This is a genomic window from Rhizobium skierniewicense Ch11 (assembly GCF_023757665.1).
In the GTDB taxonomy this organism is placed as follows: domain Bacteria; phylum Pseudomonadota; class Alphaproteobacteria; order Rhizobiales; family Rhizobiaceae; genus Agrobacterium; species Agrobacterium skierniewicense.
The window spans coordinates 12,351-29,996 of record NZ_RXPG01000014.1 but is presented as its reverse complement, the minus strand read 5'-3'; the positions used below and the strand labels follow the sequence as shown (position 1 = coordinate 29,996).

Annotated in this window: 18 protein-coding genes; 7 read left to right on the top strand and 11 right to left on the bottom strand. The window is 55.7% G+C overall.

The features are described 5' to 3' along the window. Positions 1 to 499, bottom strand: a 499-nt coding sequence (locus EKM04_RS12420; protein ID WP_252094065.1) for a transposase, incomplete at its 3' end; no start/stop codon positions are given. 837 nt (positions 500 to 1,336) lie between these two features. Between EKM04_RS12420 and EKM04_RS12415 the strand changes: the two genes are divergently transcribed. Next, positions 1,337 to 1,789, top strand: a complete 453-nt coding sequence (locus EKM04_RS12415) for a cytochrome b (RefSeq protein WP_327786376.1) — start codon at positions 1,337 to 1,339, stop codon at positions 1,787 to 1,789. A 12-nt stretch (positions 1,790 to 1,801) separates the two neighbouring features. Beyond that, positions 1,802 to 2,635: a RibD family protein gene (locus EKM04_RS12410; protein WP_183897911.1), complete on the top strand. Its 834-nt coding sequence runs from the start codon at positions 1,802 to 1,804 to the stop codon at positions 2,633 to 2,635. On the opposite strand, the gene EKM04_RS12405 is transcribed toward EKM04_RS12410, so the two are convergent. Genes EKM04_RS12405 through EKM04_RS12390 form a run of 4 tightly spaced genes read right to left on the bottom strand, consistent with a single transcriptional unit; the run spans position 2,558 to position 5,730 of the window. Further along, positions 2,558 to 3,361, bottom strand: coding sequence for a class I SAM-dependent methyltransferase (locus tag EKM04_RS12405; protein ID WP_183897912.1), 804 nt, complete (start codon positions 3,359 to 3,361; stop codon positions 2,558 to 2,560). The two genes, EKM04_RS12410 and EKM04_RS12405, sit on opposite strands and share 78 nt — an antisense overlap. Next, positions 3,358 to 4,404: a glycosyltransferase family 4 protein gene (locus tag EKM04_RS12400; RefSeq protein ID WP_183897913.1), complete on the bottom strand. Its 1,047-nt coding sequence runs from the start codon at positions 4,402 to 4,404 to the stop codon at positions 3,358 to 3,360. Before EKM04_RS12400 ends, EKM04_RS12405 begins: the two co-directional genes overlap by 4 nt. Continuing rightward, a complete protein-coding gene (locus EKM04_RS12395) occupies positions 4,401 to 4,799 on the bottom strand; it encodes a 6-pyruvoyl trahydropterin synthase family protein (protein WP_183897914.1) in 399 nt (132 codons plus the stop codon). Before EKM04_RS12395 ends, EKM04_RS12400 begins: the two co-directional genes overlap by 4 nt. 10 nt (positions 4,800 to 4,809) lie before the next feature. Then, on the bottom strand, positions 4,810 to 5,730 hold the full coding sequence (locus EKM04_RS12390) for a zinc-dependent alcohol dehydrogenase (RefSeq protein ID WP_234911068.1): 921 nt from the start codon (positions 5,728 to 5,730) through the stop codon (positions 4,810 to 4,812). 236 nt (positions 5,731 to 5,966) lie between these two features. On the opposite strand from EKM04_RS12390, the gene ribA reads away from it, so the two are divergent. Together ribA and EKM04_RS12380 are read left to right on the top strand one after the other, a co-directional pair. Continuing rightward, positions 5,967 to 7,073: a GTP cyclohydrolase II RibA gene (ribA, locus tag EKM04_RS12385; protein ID WP_183897916.1), complete on the top strand. Its 1,107-nt coding sequence runs from the start codon at positions 5,967 to 5,969 to the stop codon at positions 7,071 to 7,073. Between the two features lie 20 nt (positions 7,074 to 7,093). Continuing rightward, the gene (locus EKM04_RS12380; protein ID WP_202049546.1) at positions 7,094 to 7,858 is read left to right on the top strand and encodes a CDP-alcohol phosphatidyltransferase family protein; all 765 of its coding nucleotides are present in this window, start codon (positions 7,094 to 7,096) and stop codon (positions 7,856 to 7,858) included. A 52-nt stretch (positions 7,859 to 7,910) separates the two neighbouring features. Here EKM04_RS12380 and EKM04_RS12375 read toward each other — a convergent pair whose 3' ends face one another. After that, complete coding sequence (locus EKM04_RS12375) at positions 7,911 to 8,840, bottom strand: lysylphosphatidylglycerol synthase transmembrane domain-containing protein (protein WP_234911069.1); 930 nt, start codon at positions 8,838 to 8,840, stop codon at positions 7,911 to 7,913. 14 nt (positions 8,841 to 8,854) lie between these two features. Between EKM04_RS12375 and EKM04_RS12370 the strand changes: the two genes are divergently transcribed. After that, positions 8,855 to 10,543, top strand: coding sequence for an LTA synthase family protein (locus EKM04_RS12370; RefSeq protein ID WP_252094064.1), 1,689 nt, complete (start codon positions 8,855 to 8,857; stop codon positions 10,541 to 10,543). Between the two features lie 111 nt (positions 10,544 to 10,654). On the opposite strand, the gene EKM04_RS23055 is transcribed toward EKM04_RS12370, so the two are convergent. From EKM04_RS23055 to EKM04_RS12345, 5 genes are all read right to left on the bottom strand, one after another. After that, positions 10,655 to 10,708: a hypothetical protein gene (locus tag EKM04_RS23055; protein ID WP_350310109.1), complete on the bottom strand. Its 54-nt coding sequence runs from the start codon at positions 10,706 to 10,708 to the stop codon at positions 10,655 to 10,657. A 402-nt stretch (positions 10,709 to 11,110) separates the two neighbouring features. Continuing rightward, entirely contained in the window at positions 11,111 to 12,061 is a 951-nt protein-coding gene (locus EKM04_RS12360) for a sugar-binding transcriptional regulator (RefSeq protein WP_174155855.1), read from the bottom strand. A 20-nt stretch (positions 12,062 to 12,081) separates the two neighbouring features. Continuing rightward, a complete protein-coding gene (locus EKM04_RS12355; protein WP_183897917.1) occupies positions 12,082 to 13,548 on the bottom strand; it encodes an FGGY family carbohydrate kinase in 1,467 nt (488 codons plus the stop codon). A gap of 72 nt (positions 13,549 to 13,620) precedes the next feature. Continuing rightward, positions 13,621 to 14,577, bottom strand: a complete 957-nt coding sequence (locus EKM04_RS12350) for a transketolase family protein (protein WP_183897935.1) — start codon at positions 14,575 to 14,577, stop codon at positions 13,621 to 13,623. Continuing rightward, a complete protein-coding gene (locus tag EKM04_RS12345) occupies positions 14,577 to 15,386 on the bottom strand; it encodes a transketolase (RefSeq protein WP_183897918.1) in 810 nt (269 codons plus the stop codon). Before EKM04_RS12345 ends, EKM04_RS12350 begins: the two co-directional genes overlap by 1 nt. A 224-nt stretch (positions 15,387 to 15,610) precedes the next feature. On the opposite strand from EKM04_RS12345, the gene EKM04_RS12340 reads away from it, so the two are divergent. After that, positions 15,611 to 16,591, top strand: a complete 981-nt coding sequence (locus tag EKM04_RS12340) for an ABC transporter permease (RefSeq protein ID WP_183897919.1) — start codon at positions 15,611 to 15,613, stop codon at positions 16,589 to 16,591. Positions 16,592 to 16,705: 114 nt separating this feature from the next. Continuing rightward, complete coding sequence (locus EKM04_RS12335; protein WP_183897920.1) at positions 16,706 to 17,635, top strand: sugar ABC transporter substrate-binding protein; 930 nt, start codon at positions 16,706 to 16,708, stop codon at positions 17,633 to 17,635. Positions 17,636 to 17,646 lie beyond the last annotated feature (11 nt).

Below are 17,646 nucleotides of genomic sequence, written 5' to 3'. Positions count from 1 at the left end.
CGCCGCGCCGGACCTTCAGGTCGGTGGCATCGATCCAGAGGTATGGCCACTCGCCCTCGATGGGACGGTCGAGGAAGGTCTTCACCTTCTCGTCGATCTCTTCGCACAGGCGGCTGACCTGGCTCTTGGAAATGCCCGACATACCCATGGCCTTAACGAGATCGTCAACGGAGCGGGTCGAAACGCCCTGGATGTAAGCCTCCTGAATGACAGCCGTCAGAGCCTTCTCGGCCATTCGGCGCGGCTCCGAAAAACTCGGGAAATAGTTGCCAGTACGAAGCTTGGGAATACGCAGCTCGACGGTGCCCGCCCGTGTCTCCCAATCCCGGTCGCGATAGCCGTTACGCTGAGCCAGTCGGAAGCCATTCTTCTCGCCATAGCCTGCACCGGTCTTCGTGCCAACCTCCAGGGCCATCAGCTTCTCGGCAGCAAAGCCGATCATCTCGCGCAGCAAATCGGCGTCGGAACTCTTCTCAACGCGTGAGCGTAGGTTCATCATGTCGTCGCTCGTCGGTGGTGACAACCCTGTCAGCTACACCACCCAGCGGGACACGATCCTGTCTCCTCTTCTTGCAGTGGTCAAACCTATTCATCACATGGCTGAGCGTTATGATATGACTTTGCCAAAGGCATTCATCAACTCGCATCGAAGAGGTTGATGTGCTTGCGATTCTGAGCTAAACACCCTTCTCGCAGCAATGCTTGTGTCCACGTAGCTCAGTCGGATAGAGCACCTTTCATAGTGTGAAAGTTTACTGGTCGGGAAAAATCGTCGGCAGGGCAGGCCGTTGACGGTCCAGTAAATTTACTGCTGCGCCTGGAGGCTGAAAATTAGTCGCCATTCAAGAGCACGTGTTAGGCAACCCCAGGGGTTGAGCCAATTGAAATGCTTCCCGCGAATCTGATGTTCGGGTCCTTGAACTCACCGTTCAATGCAAATCGCCGTTGTCGCTGGGGTGTTGATCTTCGGCAGAGCATGGGCTACGAACCATCTTGAAGGAAGGTTTGTCCACATAGCTCAGCAGGATAGAGCACAGGATTCCTGGTTGCAAAATTGGGGGCTATACTCCGAAAGGTTGTAGTCGATCTACTCAAATTCGGGGAACGCTTCGCTGGACTATCAGCATGCCAATCCCGAGCCAAGCTTCGGAGAAATCCGTTGAAGGTGTAGAGACTGGATGGGTAGCACCTAAAGGCTCAGGCCCATGGTGAAGGGACAGTCCAGACCACGAACGCTTGCGGGCGGCGGTTAAAACCGAAGTGGTATGAATCCTGGGGTCGGAGGTTCGAATCCTCTTGTGGACACCACTTCCTCACGACGCTTGGAGCGGGGTACATCTATGTTTGGTTTTTGGGACTGATGATCGGCTTCGTCAAGGACGACGTTAAGCTGGACTTCTATCTCGTGCATGAAAGCTTGGGCTTTCTCGTACTCTGGGTCATGCTGCTTAGAGTTGGAGCTCGGCTCTATCGAAAAGCTCCTCCAATAGACGGACCTGCAATCGAGCGCCGAGCAGCACACATGGTTCACGGGCTATTCTACATCTTTTTGATCATCATGCCGGTCTCCGGCTTCTTGGCCACAAATGCCCATGGCTTTCCCCTCAAGTGGTTCGGGATATTGCCAGTCTGGAGTCCGCTCGGCAAATCGCCGGATGTCGCGTCGATCCTCTCCGCGGTTCACGAGTGGAGTGCATGGATCGTTTTAGCGCTTTTCACGTTACACATCTTGGCAGTGATGTTTCACCATCTGATCCGTCGAGACACCACGGTTTACCGAATTCTTTAGACAAGGACGTCGATGAACAACCTCCACATGACCGACAGGCTCTGGACGCGACTTCTTTCGATGCGCAGTGGTGACGACGGACTTCACAGGAATGAGATCGGCCCCGCCTTTTCTCTTTACGGCCCGCTCGCGTCTGCCAAGGATCGTTTCGTTCTGGCGCAGGTTGGTCAGTCTCTTGATGGACGTGTTGCCACCCCGAGCGGGGATGCGCGCGACATCTCCGGACCAGAGGGACTCGCGCATCTCCACCGATGTCGCGCGCTTGTTGATGCAGTTATCGTTGGAATTGGAACCGTGCAGAATGATGATCCTCGTCTTTCCGTGCGAGAGGTGAACGGCCCAAGTCCGACGCGTGTTGTGATCGACTGTCGAGGTGAATTGACTGGAAACGAGCGTCTGTTTCATGAGGGCACAGCGCCGGTTATCGTTATCCAAGGCAATGATGCATCTCGGTCCGCACATGGGTGTGAAGTTGTAAGACTTCAGCGCGGGTCTTCAGGCCTTGACCCCAGTGACATTCTCGAATGCCTGGCGGACCGTGGTTTGAAACGGACCCTGGTGGAAGGGGGCGCAAAAACGATTGCCCGTTTCATTGATGCAGGCCATGTGGATCGTCTCCATGTCACCATATCGCCCTTGATCATCGGTTCTGGACCTTGCGGCATATCCCTTGCTCCCATTACGGAGCTTTGCAATGCTCAACGTCCCTCTGCTGAGGTCTATCTGCTTGGACGCGATGTGTTGTTCGACTGCGACATGAAGCCGGGTTCACATCTCGGTGCGGGGAAGAGCCAGAAGATCCCTGTGTCCAACAATGCAGAGACTGCCATTGAGGTCAATATGTGAGTGACGGAAGTCGAGCCACGTTTTGAATTCAAGCTCATTCACATTGCCGATTTCGTGGATTGGTTCTTGAAGACCCGCCAGAAATTCTTTCTGGAGTTTTGCGGAAGACGGCCCCAGATGCCAAGGACTGTCGGCGGTCTCCACGGAGAAACCTGATGCTTCACACAGATCAGCGAGGTGACCGGCGGCAGTTGGACCGAGGGCTCGTCCAAACCCCTTGTCAAAGCGTTGGTGGAGGTTGAAGTCCGCAGCAATCTGCGCATCCAGCGGGTGCCTGATCGACCACTCCATAACACCATCATAGGTGAGAGCCGCATAGAGTCCAATCCGTCGATCGGCAAGCCGCGCCACGAACCTGTCGCAAAAATCGGCAGAGCACAGATCGAAAAGAGCCGACGCGGTGACAATGCTGACGTCGTTCAGAAGCGTTTCGTCGAGGCTGTTCAGGTCCTGGCAGTGAAACTCGATATTGTCTTGCAGGCCAATCAGGCGCTGGGCCTCTTCCAGCAACACGCTTTCGTAGTCCAGAAGCTTCCAATTGGAGCGTGGCAGCTCCTGAGAGAGCGTGCGGTAGGTCGATCCCGTGCCACAACCCACGTCCAAAATGACATGAGGCTCTCGGAGAGGATCGAGATATTGCCGAAACCTCGCAAGAATCGGCTCCGATCTTGCCTGCCTGTCTGCAGGTTCACGAAGTTTCAGCCATTCCTTGTCAAAACCGCTCATGCCAACTCTTTCAATGTGGTCGAAATGATGTTCGCTGTATCTTCCCATCCTGGAAGCAACGCACCGGCGCGTCCCGCTGCCTCAGCGCGACGGTCGCGTTCCCGACGATCCGTCAGCAAAAGTCTTAAGGCGGATGCGATTGCTTCGACGTCATCCACCGGAACCAGCAAGCCCGCCTCACTCGGGACAACATCCGGCACCGCTCCTGCTTTGCAGGCAACGATCGGAAGCCCGTGCGATAGAGCTTCAGCGAACACCATGCCATAGCCCTCATAACGGCTTGCCAGCGCGAAGATGTCAGCTTTCACGTAAGCTGCGGTCAGATCATCGGATTCACCTGCAAGAACAACGCGGCTTGAAAGGTTGAGCATCCTGATCTGCTCATCCAGGCTGTCTGCCACCTCGGGGTCCAAATGCGGACTGCCGATGATGGTTGTGCACCAATCAAGCTCACGGACTGTTGCGAGCGCAGAAATGAGGATGTCGTGCCCCTTTCGCCTGGTCAGAGAACCCACCGACAAGATTTGAGGGATGTCGTTCTCGACCTTATCTGATGCTGGTGGCTTCACGGTCCCTGGCAAAGCTACGGTGATGTTGAGACCAGATACGCCAAAGTTCTTTTTAAGTTCACCCGCCGTCATGGGTGAGGTCACTAAAATGTGACGCACGGCACTCAGCGCTTTGGTCTCACTTTGCCGAACCTGTGCCTGCCGCTCTGCGCTTATTCCCGTTTCCAGTGCCAGTGGGTGATGAACCAGCGCAATAATCCGCAATCGGTCACCCTCACGGGCTGCCCATTCATCCATAACACCGAAAGCCAGGCCGTCAATCACGACAAGCGTACCGTCCTCCAAGGCGGATATCTGCCTTTCTGCCTCTCCCAGTGTCTCCCGGCTGGGGGACGGAAAACCGTCGCCCAACGGAAGAAGTGTGACGTCCCAGCCGAGATGTCTTAACTCCCTGATAATTTCCCGATCATAGCCGTACCCGCCGGTCCTCAGTTCGAGGTCTCCGGGGTAAGCAAACGTAAGGCTTTGATTCAAAGGTCTGCCTCATACCATCCACGAGCTACGTGAGATTCATGCAAGGTAATTTTGAGACGCGAAATACGGTAGCTACCGGGTCCGAGGCGCTTGGATGCGACGGCTGAGGCAAGCTCATCAAATATATGTTTCGCGATAACTTCTGTCGTTGTGATCTTGCCTTTGAAGATATCGACCTCATCCAGGTTCTGATAGTTCAGCGGCTTGAGGACCTCCGAGAGGACTGTGGTCGCTGCGCCAATATCGACCGCCAGACCATCCTCATCCACATCTCGGGTAAAAAAGGCCGCGTCAACGACGAAAGTCGCGCCATGCATGCCTTGGGCTGGCCCGAAGACCGGGCGCTGTAGACTATGGGCGATCATAACGTGGTCTCTGACTTCAACTGCGAACATGGTCTCTCTTTCATGGGTAGCGTATGCGATGACAAAGCGTATGCTTCGATGACAAAATACGTGGATACTCGTCAGCCAGATCAGTGAACGCCGTCTCCCCCGAAATTAAGTGATCCAGCTGATGGTCGAGCAAAAGATCGAGAGCTTTTGCCATACGGCGCCCAAACGTCCAGCGCGCTTTGCGAAACGCTGGAATGGACCCGACTTGTGAACTTATGAATGAAAGCCGTCTGGAGTGGAACGCGCCGCCGAGCGGGATCGTGACGCTTTTCTCCCCGTACCAGCTTGCTTCTATGATCCGCGCTTCCATGCCTGCGTGCTGAATGGCATCAGAAAGAGCGGCGGCGGATGCAGACGCGTTTATGAGGACATCGAATTCGCCGTCCAGATTGCGGGCCTCGATGAAGCGGATGTCCATCGCTTCCACATGTGCACGGCGATCAGGATCGACTTCAACGAGAACGGTCTCTGTTCCTGCTATTTTGTTGGACAGGCTGGCCACAAGTGTTCCCACAACGCCGCCACCAAAAACTGCAACACGATCACCAGGTTGAATGAGAGCGTCCCACACAATGTTGAGTGCGGTCTCCATATTCGCGGCGAGTACAGCGCGCTCAGGCGAGAGTCGCTCCGGCAACGGAGAAACCATGTCTGGTGTCGTGATGAAGACGTCCTGATGCGGGTGGAGGCAGAATACCGTCTTGCCGAGCAATTCTGGTGGTCCCACTTCCACCAGCCCGACACAGGAGTACCCATATTTTACAGGAAACGGAAAATCGCCCTCCATATGGGGCCCACGCATCCGCTCAAACTCGCTTTGTGGCACACGACCATCGAGCACGAGGGATTCCGTTCCTCGACTGATGCCGCTGTACAGGCTTCGAACAAGGACCTCGTGAGGCGCCGCCGCGCGCAGGATTTCCTCCCTCATGGCACACCGACCTTCGCTCTCGATCCACAGTGCTCGGGATGAATTTCGGTCGGAGATTGTCGTCGTGCCGGAAACAGGTGCCAAAAGAGTGATCCCAATATGTACATGTCAATGGAGCGTATGACCGGGAGCGACGTTTTGTTCCCTGGGCGGCCGTCAATAAATTTACGTCTGCAAGAAATCCAGCCTGCAATTTTGCTCGTAAAAAATGAAAATGTATAGGGAGACTATGTTAGATGTCATATGCCGCCGAGCCATACTTCCAGTTCTCTAAGCCAGAAATCGACGTAGAGCGTGCCGCCTCAGAGCTTCGTCATGGCCGCCCCATTCTGTTTTCCACCGACGACCGAAAGATGGCGGTGCTTGCTCTCGATGCCGCCGCGCCCTCGCTTTACGATCACTTCGCAGCGGCGACAGAGAACCGACACTCGCTTCTGCTGACCGCCCCTCGTGCCAAGCGCCTGGGTATTACAGGCAACAGAGACGTGCTGACACCTCTTGCAGGTGTGAATTTCGAGGCGGCGTCCAGGCTTTCCTATTCTCTTGGCGCAGAGCCACCTTCAAAGTGGATCGCTGCGGATGCTCTTGCGTCCCAATCGGCAGAACTGGCGAGAATTGCTCTTCTGCTGCCAGCGATGGTGATCGCCGATATCTCCGCCACAAGCAAAAACTTTGCGGGATGCTGCGAATTATCTGCAGCGCATCTGAAGGGCGCGGATTCCGCTCGCCAGCGGTTTGAACAGGTTGTTCGCACCCGTGTTCCTCTTAAAGAGCTTGGGGACGCTGAATTTGTCGTTTTCCGAGGCGGGCTCGCGCAGAAGGACCAGGTCGCGATCGTCGTTGGAAAACCGGATGTATCACGGACCGTTCCGATCCGGATCCATTCCTCCTGCATTACAGGGGATCTTTGTGGTTCGCTGAAATGCGATTGCGGCGATCAGCTTCAAAACGGGCTCGCTCTTCTTAAGCAGGCGGGCGGCGGTGTCCTCCTTTATCTTGATCAGGAAGGGAGAGGCACCGGTATTGGCGCAAAAATGCGCGCTTATGGATATCAGCATCTTGGCTTAGACACGATCGATGCTGATGCGGAGCTTGGACTTGCAGAGGATCATCGCCGATATGAAGCGGCAGTTGCGATGCTGCTTCATATGAAGATTTCGAACGTTGCGGTCTATACCAATAATCCAATGAAGATCAGCGCTTTGAGAGCAGCCGGGATCAAGGTCCATGCGCGTGCAGCGGTCAACGGGACAGTGACACCCGAAAACCAAAATTACCTCCGCACCAAGACGCTTCGTGCCGGGCATCTTATGGACATCAAAGCCCTGGTTGCTGCAGAGTGATGTTGGTCAAGGAGGATTGAATGTCACTGACTCCGAGTTACTTCCCTGAGAAAATGAGGGATCGGCGGCCCCTTGTTCATAACACGCTAGCGAACCTCGCCTGTCTTATGCTTGGCACGATCATCCTTGCGATCGTCGTGCGATCGAAAACGGCGTTGGGTTGGGATTTTGTGGCCGCATCAGTTCTGTCCCTTTCCCTGATTTTCGGCTTTGTCATGTATCTTTTGCCAAGTTACCCACACCGCCGGTTCGGTTATGCCAATTTTGTCACGGCGTTTCGAGGATCGCTTGTCAGCCTGACCGGTGCGACGGTGATTTGCTTTGAAAGCCTGCATCAGGCCGATACCGTTTTATGGGTACTGGTAGGGGTCGTCGTTCTTGCGCTGGCTCTAGACGGTATCGATGGCTATCTCGCCCGGAAACACAACCAGGAATCCGAGCTTGGGGCGCGCTTTGATATGGAAGTGGATGCACTTCTCATCCTCATTCTTTCCGTGGCCGCTGCTGTGCTGGCAAAGGCGGGGGCTTGGGTCCTTCTCATTGGTTTGATGCGTTACGGGTTCGTAGCCGCGGGTTGGTTTGTCCCGGCTTTGTCGGCTGATTTGCCTCCGTCTATGAGGCGCAAGTTTGTTTGTGTGGTTCAGGTGTCAGCACTATGCCTGATCCTCGTCCCGTTCGTCGGCGTGCCAGTGTCAAGCTATCTTGCGGCGGTTTCTTTGGCCTTGCTGACGATGTCGTTTGCCATCGACATTGTTTATCTTCTGCGAAGGAGAGGCGGCCTATGACCATCTTTGGCAGACGCCTGTACAGTCCGGTTTTCGTCCCGCCTCTTTCCGTTTATGCCGGTCCATTTGGGCGGTTTTTACGGTCGGGGAGCGAGGGAGTAAGGAGAAAGACGACACCAGGTGCAGCACCGGCAAGAGAGAGCCAGCCATAGGTAATACTCGCGGCAAGACCATCGACAGAGGAAGCGCCGAGCATGGGCCACAGCGCCATCGCTGCCGCTTCACGTGTTCCCCAGCCGCCAAACCCAGTCGGTATCAGCATCGCCACCAGACAGAACGGGATGATTGTAAGCCCCGCGACCCATGGCAGATTGGAGCCCACAGTGTTTGCTGTTATCAGGAACACTGCGATATAGGAGCAGAGAATGGCGGCGCTTGTCGAAGCTTGAAACAGCCATGCATTTCGCCGAACAAAGACGGTCAGCAAGCTCTCGAGAAATTCGCTTTCCACCACCTTCCGCGTCTTGGCCCAAAGGGTGACCAATATGACCGCTGCGAGGACGGCAGTGCCGATAACGATGTAATGCCACGAATATCGGGAGAGATCGGCTTTTGTGACGAAGGGCCAAATAATCAGACCAATGAAAGCCATGACGAAAAGGGCAATCTGGCCGGAAAGCCTTTCGAAAATAACGGCTTTGGCGGATTGTTTCCATCCGCCATGCTCTTCGCTGCGCAGTCTCCACGCTCTCAAAGCGTCGCCGCCCATGCCGCCCGGCAGCGTTTGATTCAAAAGGCTGCCGACGTAATATTCGCGGATTGCTGTAGAAAGTGCGATGTCCTGGCCAAGACGCCGGGACGTGAAGCGCCACCGCAACGCCGAAAGCACAATTTGCACCTGAACGAGCGCAAGGCCACATAGAGCCGCAGTCCACGAAATGCGGGACAGCGACTGTTTAACTGCCGCCAAATCGGCTTGAAGAATGATGGTTACAAAGAACGCCAGAGCAATAAAGGATACCAATATTCGCAGTTTGTTCAAGCGCAGCCGCCTTTGTGTCTTGTCTGTTTTTCCAAGAGAGTTCTACGTGCCATCAATGGGAGCGGATTGAAGTGACTGGAGAAAACCGGGTTGATATCAAACACGTTAACTTGAAAGCTGTTATTGGCGCAGTGCTTTTCTCCGTCACTGCATTTCTTGCTTTCACTCTGCCTGATCACCCTGCATCTCTCGAGTTGAGCGCCTTTTTGCGCCTCCCGCTTGAATGGCCTGTTATCGCCATTCTCGTGTTGATGACACAGGGACTGCTCAGGCGTATCATCATTTATCTTTGCAGTTTGTTGGTTTTTATCGTCCTCTTCCTGAAGATTTCAGATATAGGCGTGCAGACGGCATTCCAGCGGCCGTTCAATCCCTATCTGGATGTGAAGATGTTGACCGATGGCTGGAACCTGATTTCCCGCACGATCGGAACGCCCGCGGCCCTGATAGCTTTGGCTGGCTGCATCGTCCTAATCCTGTTGATCGTCACGGTTTTTCTCAAATCGCTCCGGCAGATGGCCGAGGCCGTTAAAGGGCTTCGAAGGCTGCTCATTTGCGGTTTTTCGGTCGCAATCGCAGTCGCTGGAATTCTTGCTTGGCTCGACAAGACGCGTGTGGAGTTCGCGACACCCACCTATCTGGCCGGAAGGCTCGGCCTCGTTGTCCGCTCCTTCGCAGACATGCAGGTGTTCGAAAAACAACTCGATATTGGTCTTGGTCCGCAGAGTGGAAAGGATCTCTTCCAGGCCGTGAAAGGCAAGGACGTGATCCTCATCTTCGTGGAGTCTTACGGGCGTTCTGCAATTGAGGATCCGAGATATTCAAGCGTGACCGCACCCCGGCTGTCGGCGATGCAGAAGCAGCTCGAGGCGGCGAACCTGAATGTTGCAAGCGGCTGGGTCACATCGCCCACTGTTGGCGGATTGAGCTGGCTGGCTCATGGCACGTTGCTTTCCGGCTTATGGGTAGATAGTCAGGCCCGTTACGACCGTCTGATGATAAGCCGCCAACCGAGCTTGAACCGGCTGTTTTTGCAAGCGGGCTGGCATACCGTCGCGGTTATGCCGGCCATCACCATGGCGTGGCCGGAGGCGGACTATTTCGGTTACGATCAGATCCTTTCGGCGTCCAACCTGGAATACCGCGGAAAGCCCTTTAACTGGGTCACGATGCCGGACCAGTACACCCTGTCTGCGTTTGATCGCCTCGCGTTGAAGCCCGCTCATGGACGCGGACAAAACGTAATGGCAGAAATTGCCCTTATCTCCAGCCATGCGCCTTGGACGCCCGTGCCTAAACTGGTTGACTGGGACGACATCGGTGATGGCGTCATTTTCAACAATCAGGCTACCAGCGGCGATTCCCCTTCTGTGGTCTGGGCCAATCCCGAACGCGTCCGCGATCAGTACATCCAGACAATCGATTATTCGTTGGAAACGCTCGGAGACTTCATGGCCCGACAGGGGAAAGGCGCGGTGTACATCATCCTGGGTGATCACCAGCCCGCGTCCGTCATAACTAGGTCGGATGCCTCAAGGGCGGTGCCGGTGCATATCGTCACAGATGATGCAAAACTGCTTGAGCGCTTACAGAAGAGCGGTTTTTCTTGGGGAATGACGCCCACCTCAACGCAAGAGAGGCCGATGAACGAAATGCGTCAAGTGTTGATCGATGCGTTTAGTAGCAAGGCAAATAGCCCCTGACCGGTGTTCCATAGAAATCCAGTGCCCAGGCTTCCGAAAAAAGCCTGATAATAATTCTGGATTGATCCTGGCCTATCTGGAACCCGAAAGGAGCGCTTTTGAGAAAAGACGTCAGGCGTCGCGGCGCCAACTTCCGGGAGACGTTCCAACAACACTGGAAAACACACGCGTGAAGTGGCGCTGGTCTGCGAAACCACAGGGATGGAATATCCCCGGCACAGATTGGAGGCTTCTGCTACGTCTGCAATCGATACGTTTCCCTCCAAATGACGCCAAAGGATCGCTTTGGCATGGTCACATCCTTGGCTTTTTTCCCGCTCGTGTGCTTCATGTTCTGAAAGCGCGCTGGTCTTCCACCTTCCTCTGGCAACACTCTCTCCGCATGACCGATGAGACAAATGGTGACGACAAGGCAGAGGATCTTGTTGCTGATCGTAGGTTTCGGATCGTAGGACATGAGAGTGTTTTGTGACGAGACGAGAGACGCCGGAAGAGGAAGTGAACATCAGCCTCCGCCGTTCTGGACCGAAATCTGTTAATCTTGCCTCTACGGATGTCCCGTGGGCTTTACCTTGTCAGCCGCTCCGCGGTAAACTTGTCCGTCACCAGCATGTCGATCACGCCGGTGCGGAGTGCGCCGGCGATAGCGGCGGTTTTTTCCTGTCCGCCTGCCAAAGCAATCACCCGTTCGACTTTTGAGAGGTCTTCCAGTGAAATGCCGATGACGCGTTCATCAAGCGGTGTTTTGACGAGGTTTCCATCCTTATCGAAAAAGCGAAGGGATACGTCGCCCACCGCACCGGCCTCGGCCAGATCTGCGAGTTCTCTCGCAGAGAAAATATTTCCCGAGCGAGCCAGAAGCTCTGAGGGTTCGACGGCCCCGATGCCGACGATGGCCAGGGAAATGCTGCCGAAAAGATCAAGTGTATCGCGTACGTATGGGTCGCCCATCATCAGCAACTTGGCTTCACGGGACGTCGTGACACCCTGGACCGAAAGAAGTTTTGGCTCCGCCCCGGTCAGTTTTGCCAGTCGCGTCGTCAACTGGGTGGCATGAGTTTGCACCGAGGGGTCGCCCATCCCGCCAAGCGTCTGCACGACATATTTTGCCTGTGCGCTTTTCTGGGGATGGATGTTTTCGACCATCTTAAAGATCGTCTGGCTCCAGCTCGAAACGCCAATTATCTCGCCCGGTGTGAGGGTAATTTCGAGAAGATGCGCGGCGGCCTCGCCAATCCGCGCCATGATCGCGCCGTCACGGTCTTCGGAACAGTCAACGACAACAGCCTCTGGAAGATTGTAGCGCTCGCGCAGAGCCTGCTCCAGATCCGCGTAGGTTCCTGCTGGCGGAATGACGGACGTGCGTACGATATCTTCCGCCTCGGCCCGTTTCAGCATTCGTGACACCGTTGCCTGTGACAGGCGCAGATGTTGCGCAATTTCAGCCTGCCGCTTGTGCTCGATGTGATACATCTGTGCCACCCGCGAAATCAGACGGAGTTCATTGAGGCGTCCCATCATCACTCCATGGTGAATTTTTATTCACCTTTACCGAGTGCCGGTCGAAACGTCGAGCGAGCAATTGCATCTTTCCAAGTCTGAATATCGTCACCCCCGCTGTTGGCAGTGGGTTCGATGCGAGATGTGGTGCGGGCAAGGGCCGAGATGGCTTCCAGATCTGGCCACAGGCCGATCGACAAACCGGCGAGATGGGCCGCACCCAGTGCCGACACTTCGGGTGCTTCACATTGAATGACAGGATGCGCCAGCGCATCGGCCACCGTCTGCATCAAAAACCGGTTCTGACTTGGACCACCATCCACATAGAGTGCGCCAAAGTTGGTCCGGGCCAGGCTTTGCATCGCTGCGAAAACATCGCGAACCTGAAAGCCGATGGAATCCGTCACTGCCCGTGCCATCTGCGCCCGCGTGGTGCTGAAATTGATCTGGGAGAACAGAGCACGTGCATCCGAGTCCCAGTGCGGCGCGCCGAGGCCAACAAAGGCGGGAACAAATCCCGGTCCGCCAGGCTCGGCAGTGGCGGCGAGATCAACGAGAGTCGCGACATCGGACAGACCAAGAATGTCGGCCATCCAAGGGAGGCTCGCAGCCGAAACGAGAATATTGCCTTCGAAGGCGAATGTTGGCACGCCGCCTATGCGCCAGGCAACGGTGGTGGTGATGCCATGATCGGGTGCAAGAAATTCCGGCAGGGTTGTCATAACCGATGAGCCCGTGCCGAATGTGACCTTGCCATCACCGGGATGGAATGCGCCGTGTCCAAACAATGCGCCATGGCTGTCACCGATTGCTGCGCGGATGGGTGTTCCGTCTGCCACACCGGGAAAGCCATGTGTAACACCGAAGTCGCCTGAACTGTCGCGCACGTCGGGCAGGGCGTCTTTCGTTACGCCAAACAAAGCACAGAGTTCGTCGCTCCAGACCTGGCGTTTGAGATCGAATAACTGGCTGCGCGCGGCATTCGAGGCATCGCAGGCATGCAATTTTCCGCTGGTCAGACGATGAATAAGCCAACTGTCGATTGTGCCAAGACGGACCGCCCGCCCAGCCGGTGCCCGGTCCAGCAGCCATCGCATTTTCGGGCCTGGAAACATAGGGTCCAGTGGTAGGCCTGTGATCGACTGGACGTGATCAAGATGCCCTGCTTCGATCAATCGGGCGCAGTCAGTGGCCGTGCGGCGGCATTGCCAACTGATGACAGGCCCGAGCGCCTCACCCGTTTTCGCATCCCACATGGTGACGGATTCACGCTGATTGGAGATCGCTAGAGCCTCAATCTTAACGTCTGCTGCGCCTTTCAAACAAGCGTCGACCGCTTCGCAAACAGAGTTCCATATACGCTCAGCGCTCTGCTCGACCCAGCCGGGCTGTGGATAGGAAATTCCAACGGGAGATGCACCACGCGAGAGCACGGCACCGGATTCCGAAACGAGCAGTGCCTTGGAATTTGTGGTGCCCTGATCAATGGCAAGAATTGCCCGCATGATAATCTCTCTCCCCGTCCTTTTCAAAAAGCCGGGTAGCCTTTCGACGGCCCGGCCAGTCGTCTGATTGACTTATTTCCGCTTGAGAAGCGTTTCAGTCGCATCGGCGATCGCTGCCGGTGCCATGCCGAATTCGTCCAGCAGAAATTCTGCCGAACCTGTGGGGGCAAAAATGCCTGGAACGCCGAGCCGCTTCATCGGAACCGGAGCATGATCGACAACGACTTCAGCAATCGCCGAACCGAGGCCACCATAGATCGAATGCTCCTCGGCCGTTACGATCGCACCTGTTTCTTTTGCCGCCGCGATGATGGCGTCTTCATCGATCGGGCGGACGGTTGCCATGTTGAGAACGCGCGCCTCGATGCCGCGCATCGCCAGAATGTCTGCGGCTTTCATCATTCGGTGGGTCAAGGTGCCGTTCGCGATCAGCGTTACATCGGAGCCGTCTCTCAGTAGGTTGGCACGGCCGAGTTCGAAGACGTGACCTTCCGGCAGAAGGTCCGGCACGCCAACGCGCGACAGGCGCAGAAAGCAGGGACCGGCATAGCTGGCGGCCCATTCGATGGCTGCTGCCGTCTCGATCCTGTCGCAAGGCGCAATGACTGGCAGGTTCGGCAGCACGCGGGTCCAGGCAAAGTCTTCGATGGAATGGTGTGTCGGCCCCAGATCGCCATAAGCCATGCCTGAGGATATGCCGACCAGCTTCACATTGGCGTTTGAATAGGCGATGTCGGCCTTGATCTGTTCCAGTGCTCGACCCGTCAAAAAACAGGATGCGGCGCAGACGAAGGGCAGGCGGCCGCCATTGGCAAGGCCAGCACCGACGCCGATCATATTCTGTTCGGCAATGCCGACATTGATCAGGCGCTCAGGGAACTTGGATTTGAAACCGCCGAGCTTGGAGGAGCCGACAGAGTCGTTGCACACAGCGACGACCGTATCGTCTTTGGCGGCCAGTCTTTCCAGAGTTTCTGCGAAGGCATCGCGGCAGTCATAAAGTTTCGTGCTTGATACAGGTGCGTTCATCATGATGCCTCCGACAATTCGCGCATGGCGATGTCATATTGTTCCTTGCTCGGCACCTTGTGATGCCAGTCGACACGGTCCTGCATGAAGGAAATACCGTGGCCCTTGTTGGTATGGGCAACGATGCAATGTGGACGAGAGCCACGATGTTCGAATGCAGGCACGATTTGCGACATGTCGTTGCCGTTGATCTCCGTGACGTCCCAACCGAACGCTTCCAGCTTGGGGCGTAGGGGGGCAATATCGTTGGTGTCGGACAGGGCCGCGCCCTGTTGGAAACGGTTGTGATCGATTGCCAGCGTCAGATTGTCGAGACCAAATTGCGCGGCGGCCATAATCGCTTCCCAGTTGGAGCCTTCCTGCATCTCGCCGTCGCCGGTGATAACATAGGTATGGTAATCAGCACCGGACAGTTTCGCCGCTTTCGCCATTCCGACGGCAACAGGAAGACCGTGACCCAGCGGCCCAGTGTTCGTCTCAACGCCTGGCACCTTGTTGCGGTTTGGGTGGCCGTTCAGACGGGAATAAGGCTTGAGGAACGTCGAAATTTCGTCCTCCGGAAGGAAACCGCGTTTAGCGAGCGTTATATAGAGCGCGCAAGCGGTGTGTCCTTTGGATAGAACGAAACGATCACGATTGGGGTCATGCGGTGCATCCGGGGACACACGCAGGACATGGAAATACAGAGCTGTCAGCATATCGATCACCGACATCTCGCCGCCAATGTGTCCCGCACCAGCTTCAAATACGGCCTGTAAATCGCGCCGGCGAATCTGGCGAGCAATTAGCTCAAGCTCCGTAAGCTGCATGGCATATTTCTCCTGAATAAATATTCATATTGAGATATATTTGCACATCAGTAAAATTAGTCAAGAGGTGAGGTGCGGTTTGTTCAAACGTCAAACCTCAAGCTAAAAGCTCAGGACAGACATCTGCTCTTGACAGCAGGAAAAGCCATTGCTAATGAATTTTCCAGCAAAGGTGAATATTTATTCTACTTTACCGGCATTTGTGCCGATCATTGGGAGGAACGATGGCTGCGATTGATCTCAAGGAGCAAAGCCGCTCGTCCAGAAATCCATTTGCCAAACTCAAGGGAGCCACTGGCCCGCTGATGGGCCTGTTGGCGCTATGCATCTTCCTTAGTTTTGGCACGGATACATTTCTGTCAGTCCGCAATGGGTTGAACATACTCGACCAGATCACGGTCATCGGCATCATGGCGGTCGGCATGACCTTCGTCATTTTGATCGGTGGTATCGATCTTTCGGTCGGCTCGGTTCTTGCATTGTCAATGATGATCATGGGGTGGACGGCCAACGTTGCCGGCCTGCCAATGGGTTTTGCGATTATCCTGGCGCTTATTGCCTCTGGTATCAGCGGTTTGATCGTAGGAATCCTGATAACGGCCTTCAGGGTTCCTGCCTTCATCGCGACGCTTGCCATGATGTCCGCCGCGCGTGGTGTCGCCAACATGATCACCGACGGCCAGCAGATCGTTGGTTTTCCGGACTGGTTCATGATGCTGGCCATCGATCGCCACTTCGGGGTGCTGACCGCAACGGTTTTCGTCATGATTGCGGTGCTGATCGCGGCCTGGATTTTCCTGCAGTTTCGTGCCGAAGGTCGGATGGTCTATGCGGTGGGTGGCAATCCTGAGGTCGCGCGTCTTGCCGGCATCAAGGTTCATATCGTCACCATCAGTGTCTATGTCCTGTGCGCCATGCTGGCAGGGCTTGCGGGCATCGTGCTGGCTGCGCGCCTGGACTCTGTCCAGCCGTCGAGCGGCTTTGGTTACGAACTCGACACCATTGCAGCGGTGGTCATTGGCGGTACGTCTCTGACGGGCGGTTCGGGTGGCATTGGCGGAACGCTGATCGGTGTGCTGATCATCGGCGTGCTTCGAAACGGCCTCAACCTGCTCAACGTGTCGCCGTTCCTGCAGCAGGTCATCATCGGTGTGGTCATCATTCTTGCCGTTGGCGCGGAAACGCTACGCCGCCGCAGGAGCTGATACCTCCGGGCCTCACCGCCCGACAGAAGAATTCCCCTTCGAGACATTGAAGAGGAGCAAAGACCTGAGGGCGGAGGACGTACCAAAAGGTCAGGTTTAACCCAGGAGGAAATAATGAAACTAGCTCGCATTCTGATGACGTCCGCTGCCCTTCTTTCGCTTTCGTTCGGTGCCGTGCAGGCCAAGGACGTGAAAAAGATCGGCCTCGCGGTCGCCAATCTTCAGGCAAACTTCTTCAACCAGATCAAGCAAGCTGTCGAAGCCGAAGCCAAAACACGCGGGATCACGGTCGTTACCGTCGATGCAAAGGGTGATGGACCGACGCAGGTCAACCAAATCCAGGATCTTCTCACGCAGAATATCGACGCGCTCATTTACATCCCGGCGGGTGCCGCTGCCGCGACGGTTCCTGTCAAGCTGGCCAAGGCAGCAGGCGTACCGGTCATCAACATTGACCGCAACGCTAACGGCGCCCCGGGTGATACGTTTCTCGCCACGGATTCCGTGGCTTCTGCCAATGCCGTTTGCAAGCACATCCTCGAAAAGGCTGGCGGTAAGGGAAAGATGGTCATGATCCACGGCCAGAAGGGTACCACGCCTGAGGTCGACCGCACCAAAGGTTGCATGGAAGCTGTGAAGGCCTATCCGGACGTCAAGATCGTTGCGGAGCAGTGGTCGAACCTCTGGAGCCAGGATGAAGGCTTCCAGATCATGCAGAACATGCTTCAAGCCAATCCCGATATTTCGATCGTCTTTGCCCAGGCCGATGGTCTGGCGCTTGGCGCGGCTCAGGCCATCAAGGTTGCCAAGCCGACACAGACGATCACGCTGGGTGGATTTGACGGTGACACCGCCGCTCTCGAAGCCCTCAAGAATGGCGTCTTTGACGTGACCGCGACACAACAGACGCAAAAGATGGGCCGCGAAGCCGTGGATTCTGCGGTGAAAATCGTTGCCGGCGAAAAGGTGCCAGCGGTCCAGTTGCTGGATGCCACATTGACCACGAAGGACAATGTTGACGGCTTCATCGCCAACCACCCGTAATCTGTTCTTTC

What these genes read in the sequence shown, in the direction of transcription:
- EKM04_RS12410 (WP_183897911.1), top strand. Translation starts at nt 1,802, where the DNA reads ATGAACAACCTCCACATGACCGACAGGCTCTGGACGCGACTTCTTTCG.
- EKM04_RS12405 (WP_183897912.1), bottom strand. Translation starts at nt 3,361, where the DNA reads ATGAGCGGTTTTGACAAGGAATGGCTGAAACTTCGTGAACCTGCAGAC.
- EKM04_RS12395 (WP_183897914.1), bottom strand. Translation starts at nt 4,799, where the DNA reads ATGTTCGCAGTTGAAGTCAGAGACCACGTTATGATCGCCCATAGTCTA.
- EKM04_RS12390 (WP_234911068.1), bottom strand. Translation starts at nt 5,730, where the DNA reads ATGAGGGAGGAAATCCTGCGCGCGGCGGCGCCTCACGAGGTCCTTGTT.
- ribA (WP_183897916.1), top strand. Translation starts at nt 5,967, where the DNA reads ATGTCATATGCCGCCGAGCCATACTTCCAGTTCTCTAAGCCAGAAATC.
- EKM04_RS12380 (WP_202049546.1), top strand. Translation starts at nt 7,094, where the DNA reads ATGTCACTGACTCCGAGTTACTTCCCTGAGAAAATGAGGGATCGGCGG.
- EKM04_RS12360 (WP_174155855.1), bottom strand. Translation starts at nt 12,061, where the DNA reads ATGGGACGCCTCAATGAACTCCGTCTGATTTCGCGGGTGGCACAGATG.
- EKM04_RS12355 (WP_183897917.1), bottom strand. Translation starts at nt 13,548, where the DNA reads ATGCGGGCAATTCTTGCCATTGATCAGGGCACCACAAATTCCAAGGCA.
- EKM04_RS12350 (WP_183897935.1), bottom strand. Translation starts at nt 14,577, where the DNA reads ATGAACGCACCTGTATCAAGCACGAAACTTTATGACTGCCGCGATGCC.
- EKM04_RS12345 (WP_183897918.1), bottom strand. Translation starts at nt 15,386, where the DNA reads ATGCAGCTTACGGAGCTTGAGCTAATTGCTCGCCAGATTCGCCGGCGC.
- EKM04_RS12340 (WP_183897919.1), top strand. Translation starts at nt 15,611, where the DNA reads ATGGCTGCGATTGATCTCAAGGAGCAAAGCCGCTCGTCCAGAAATCCA.
- EKM04_RS12335 (WP_183897920.1), top strand. Translation starts at nt 16,706, where the DNA reads ATGAAACTAGCTCGCATTCTGATGACGTCCGCTGCCCTTCTTTCGCTT.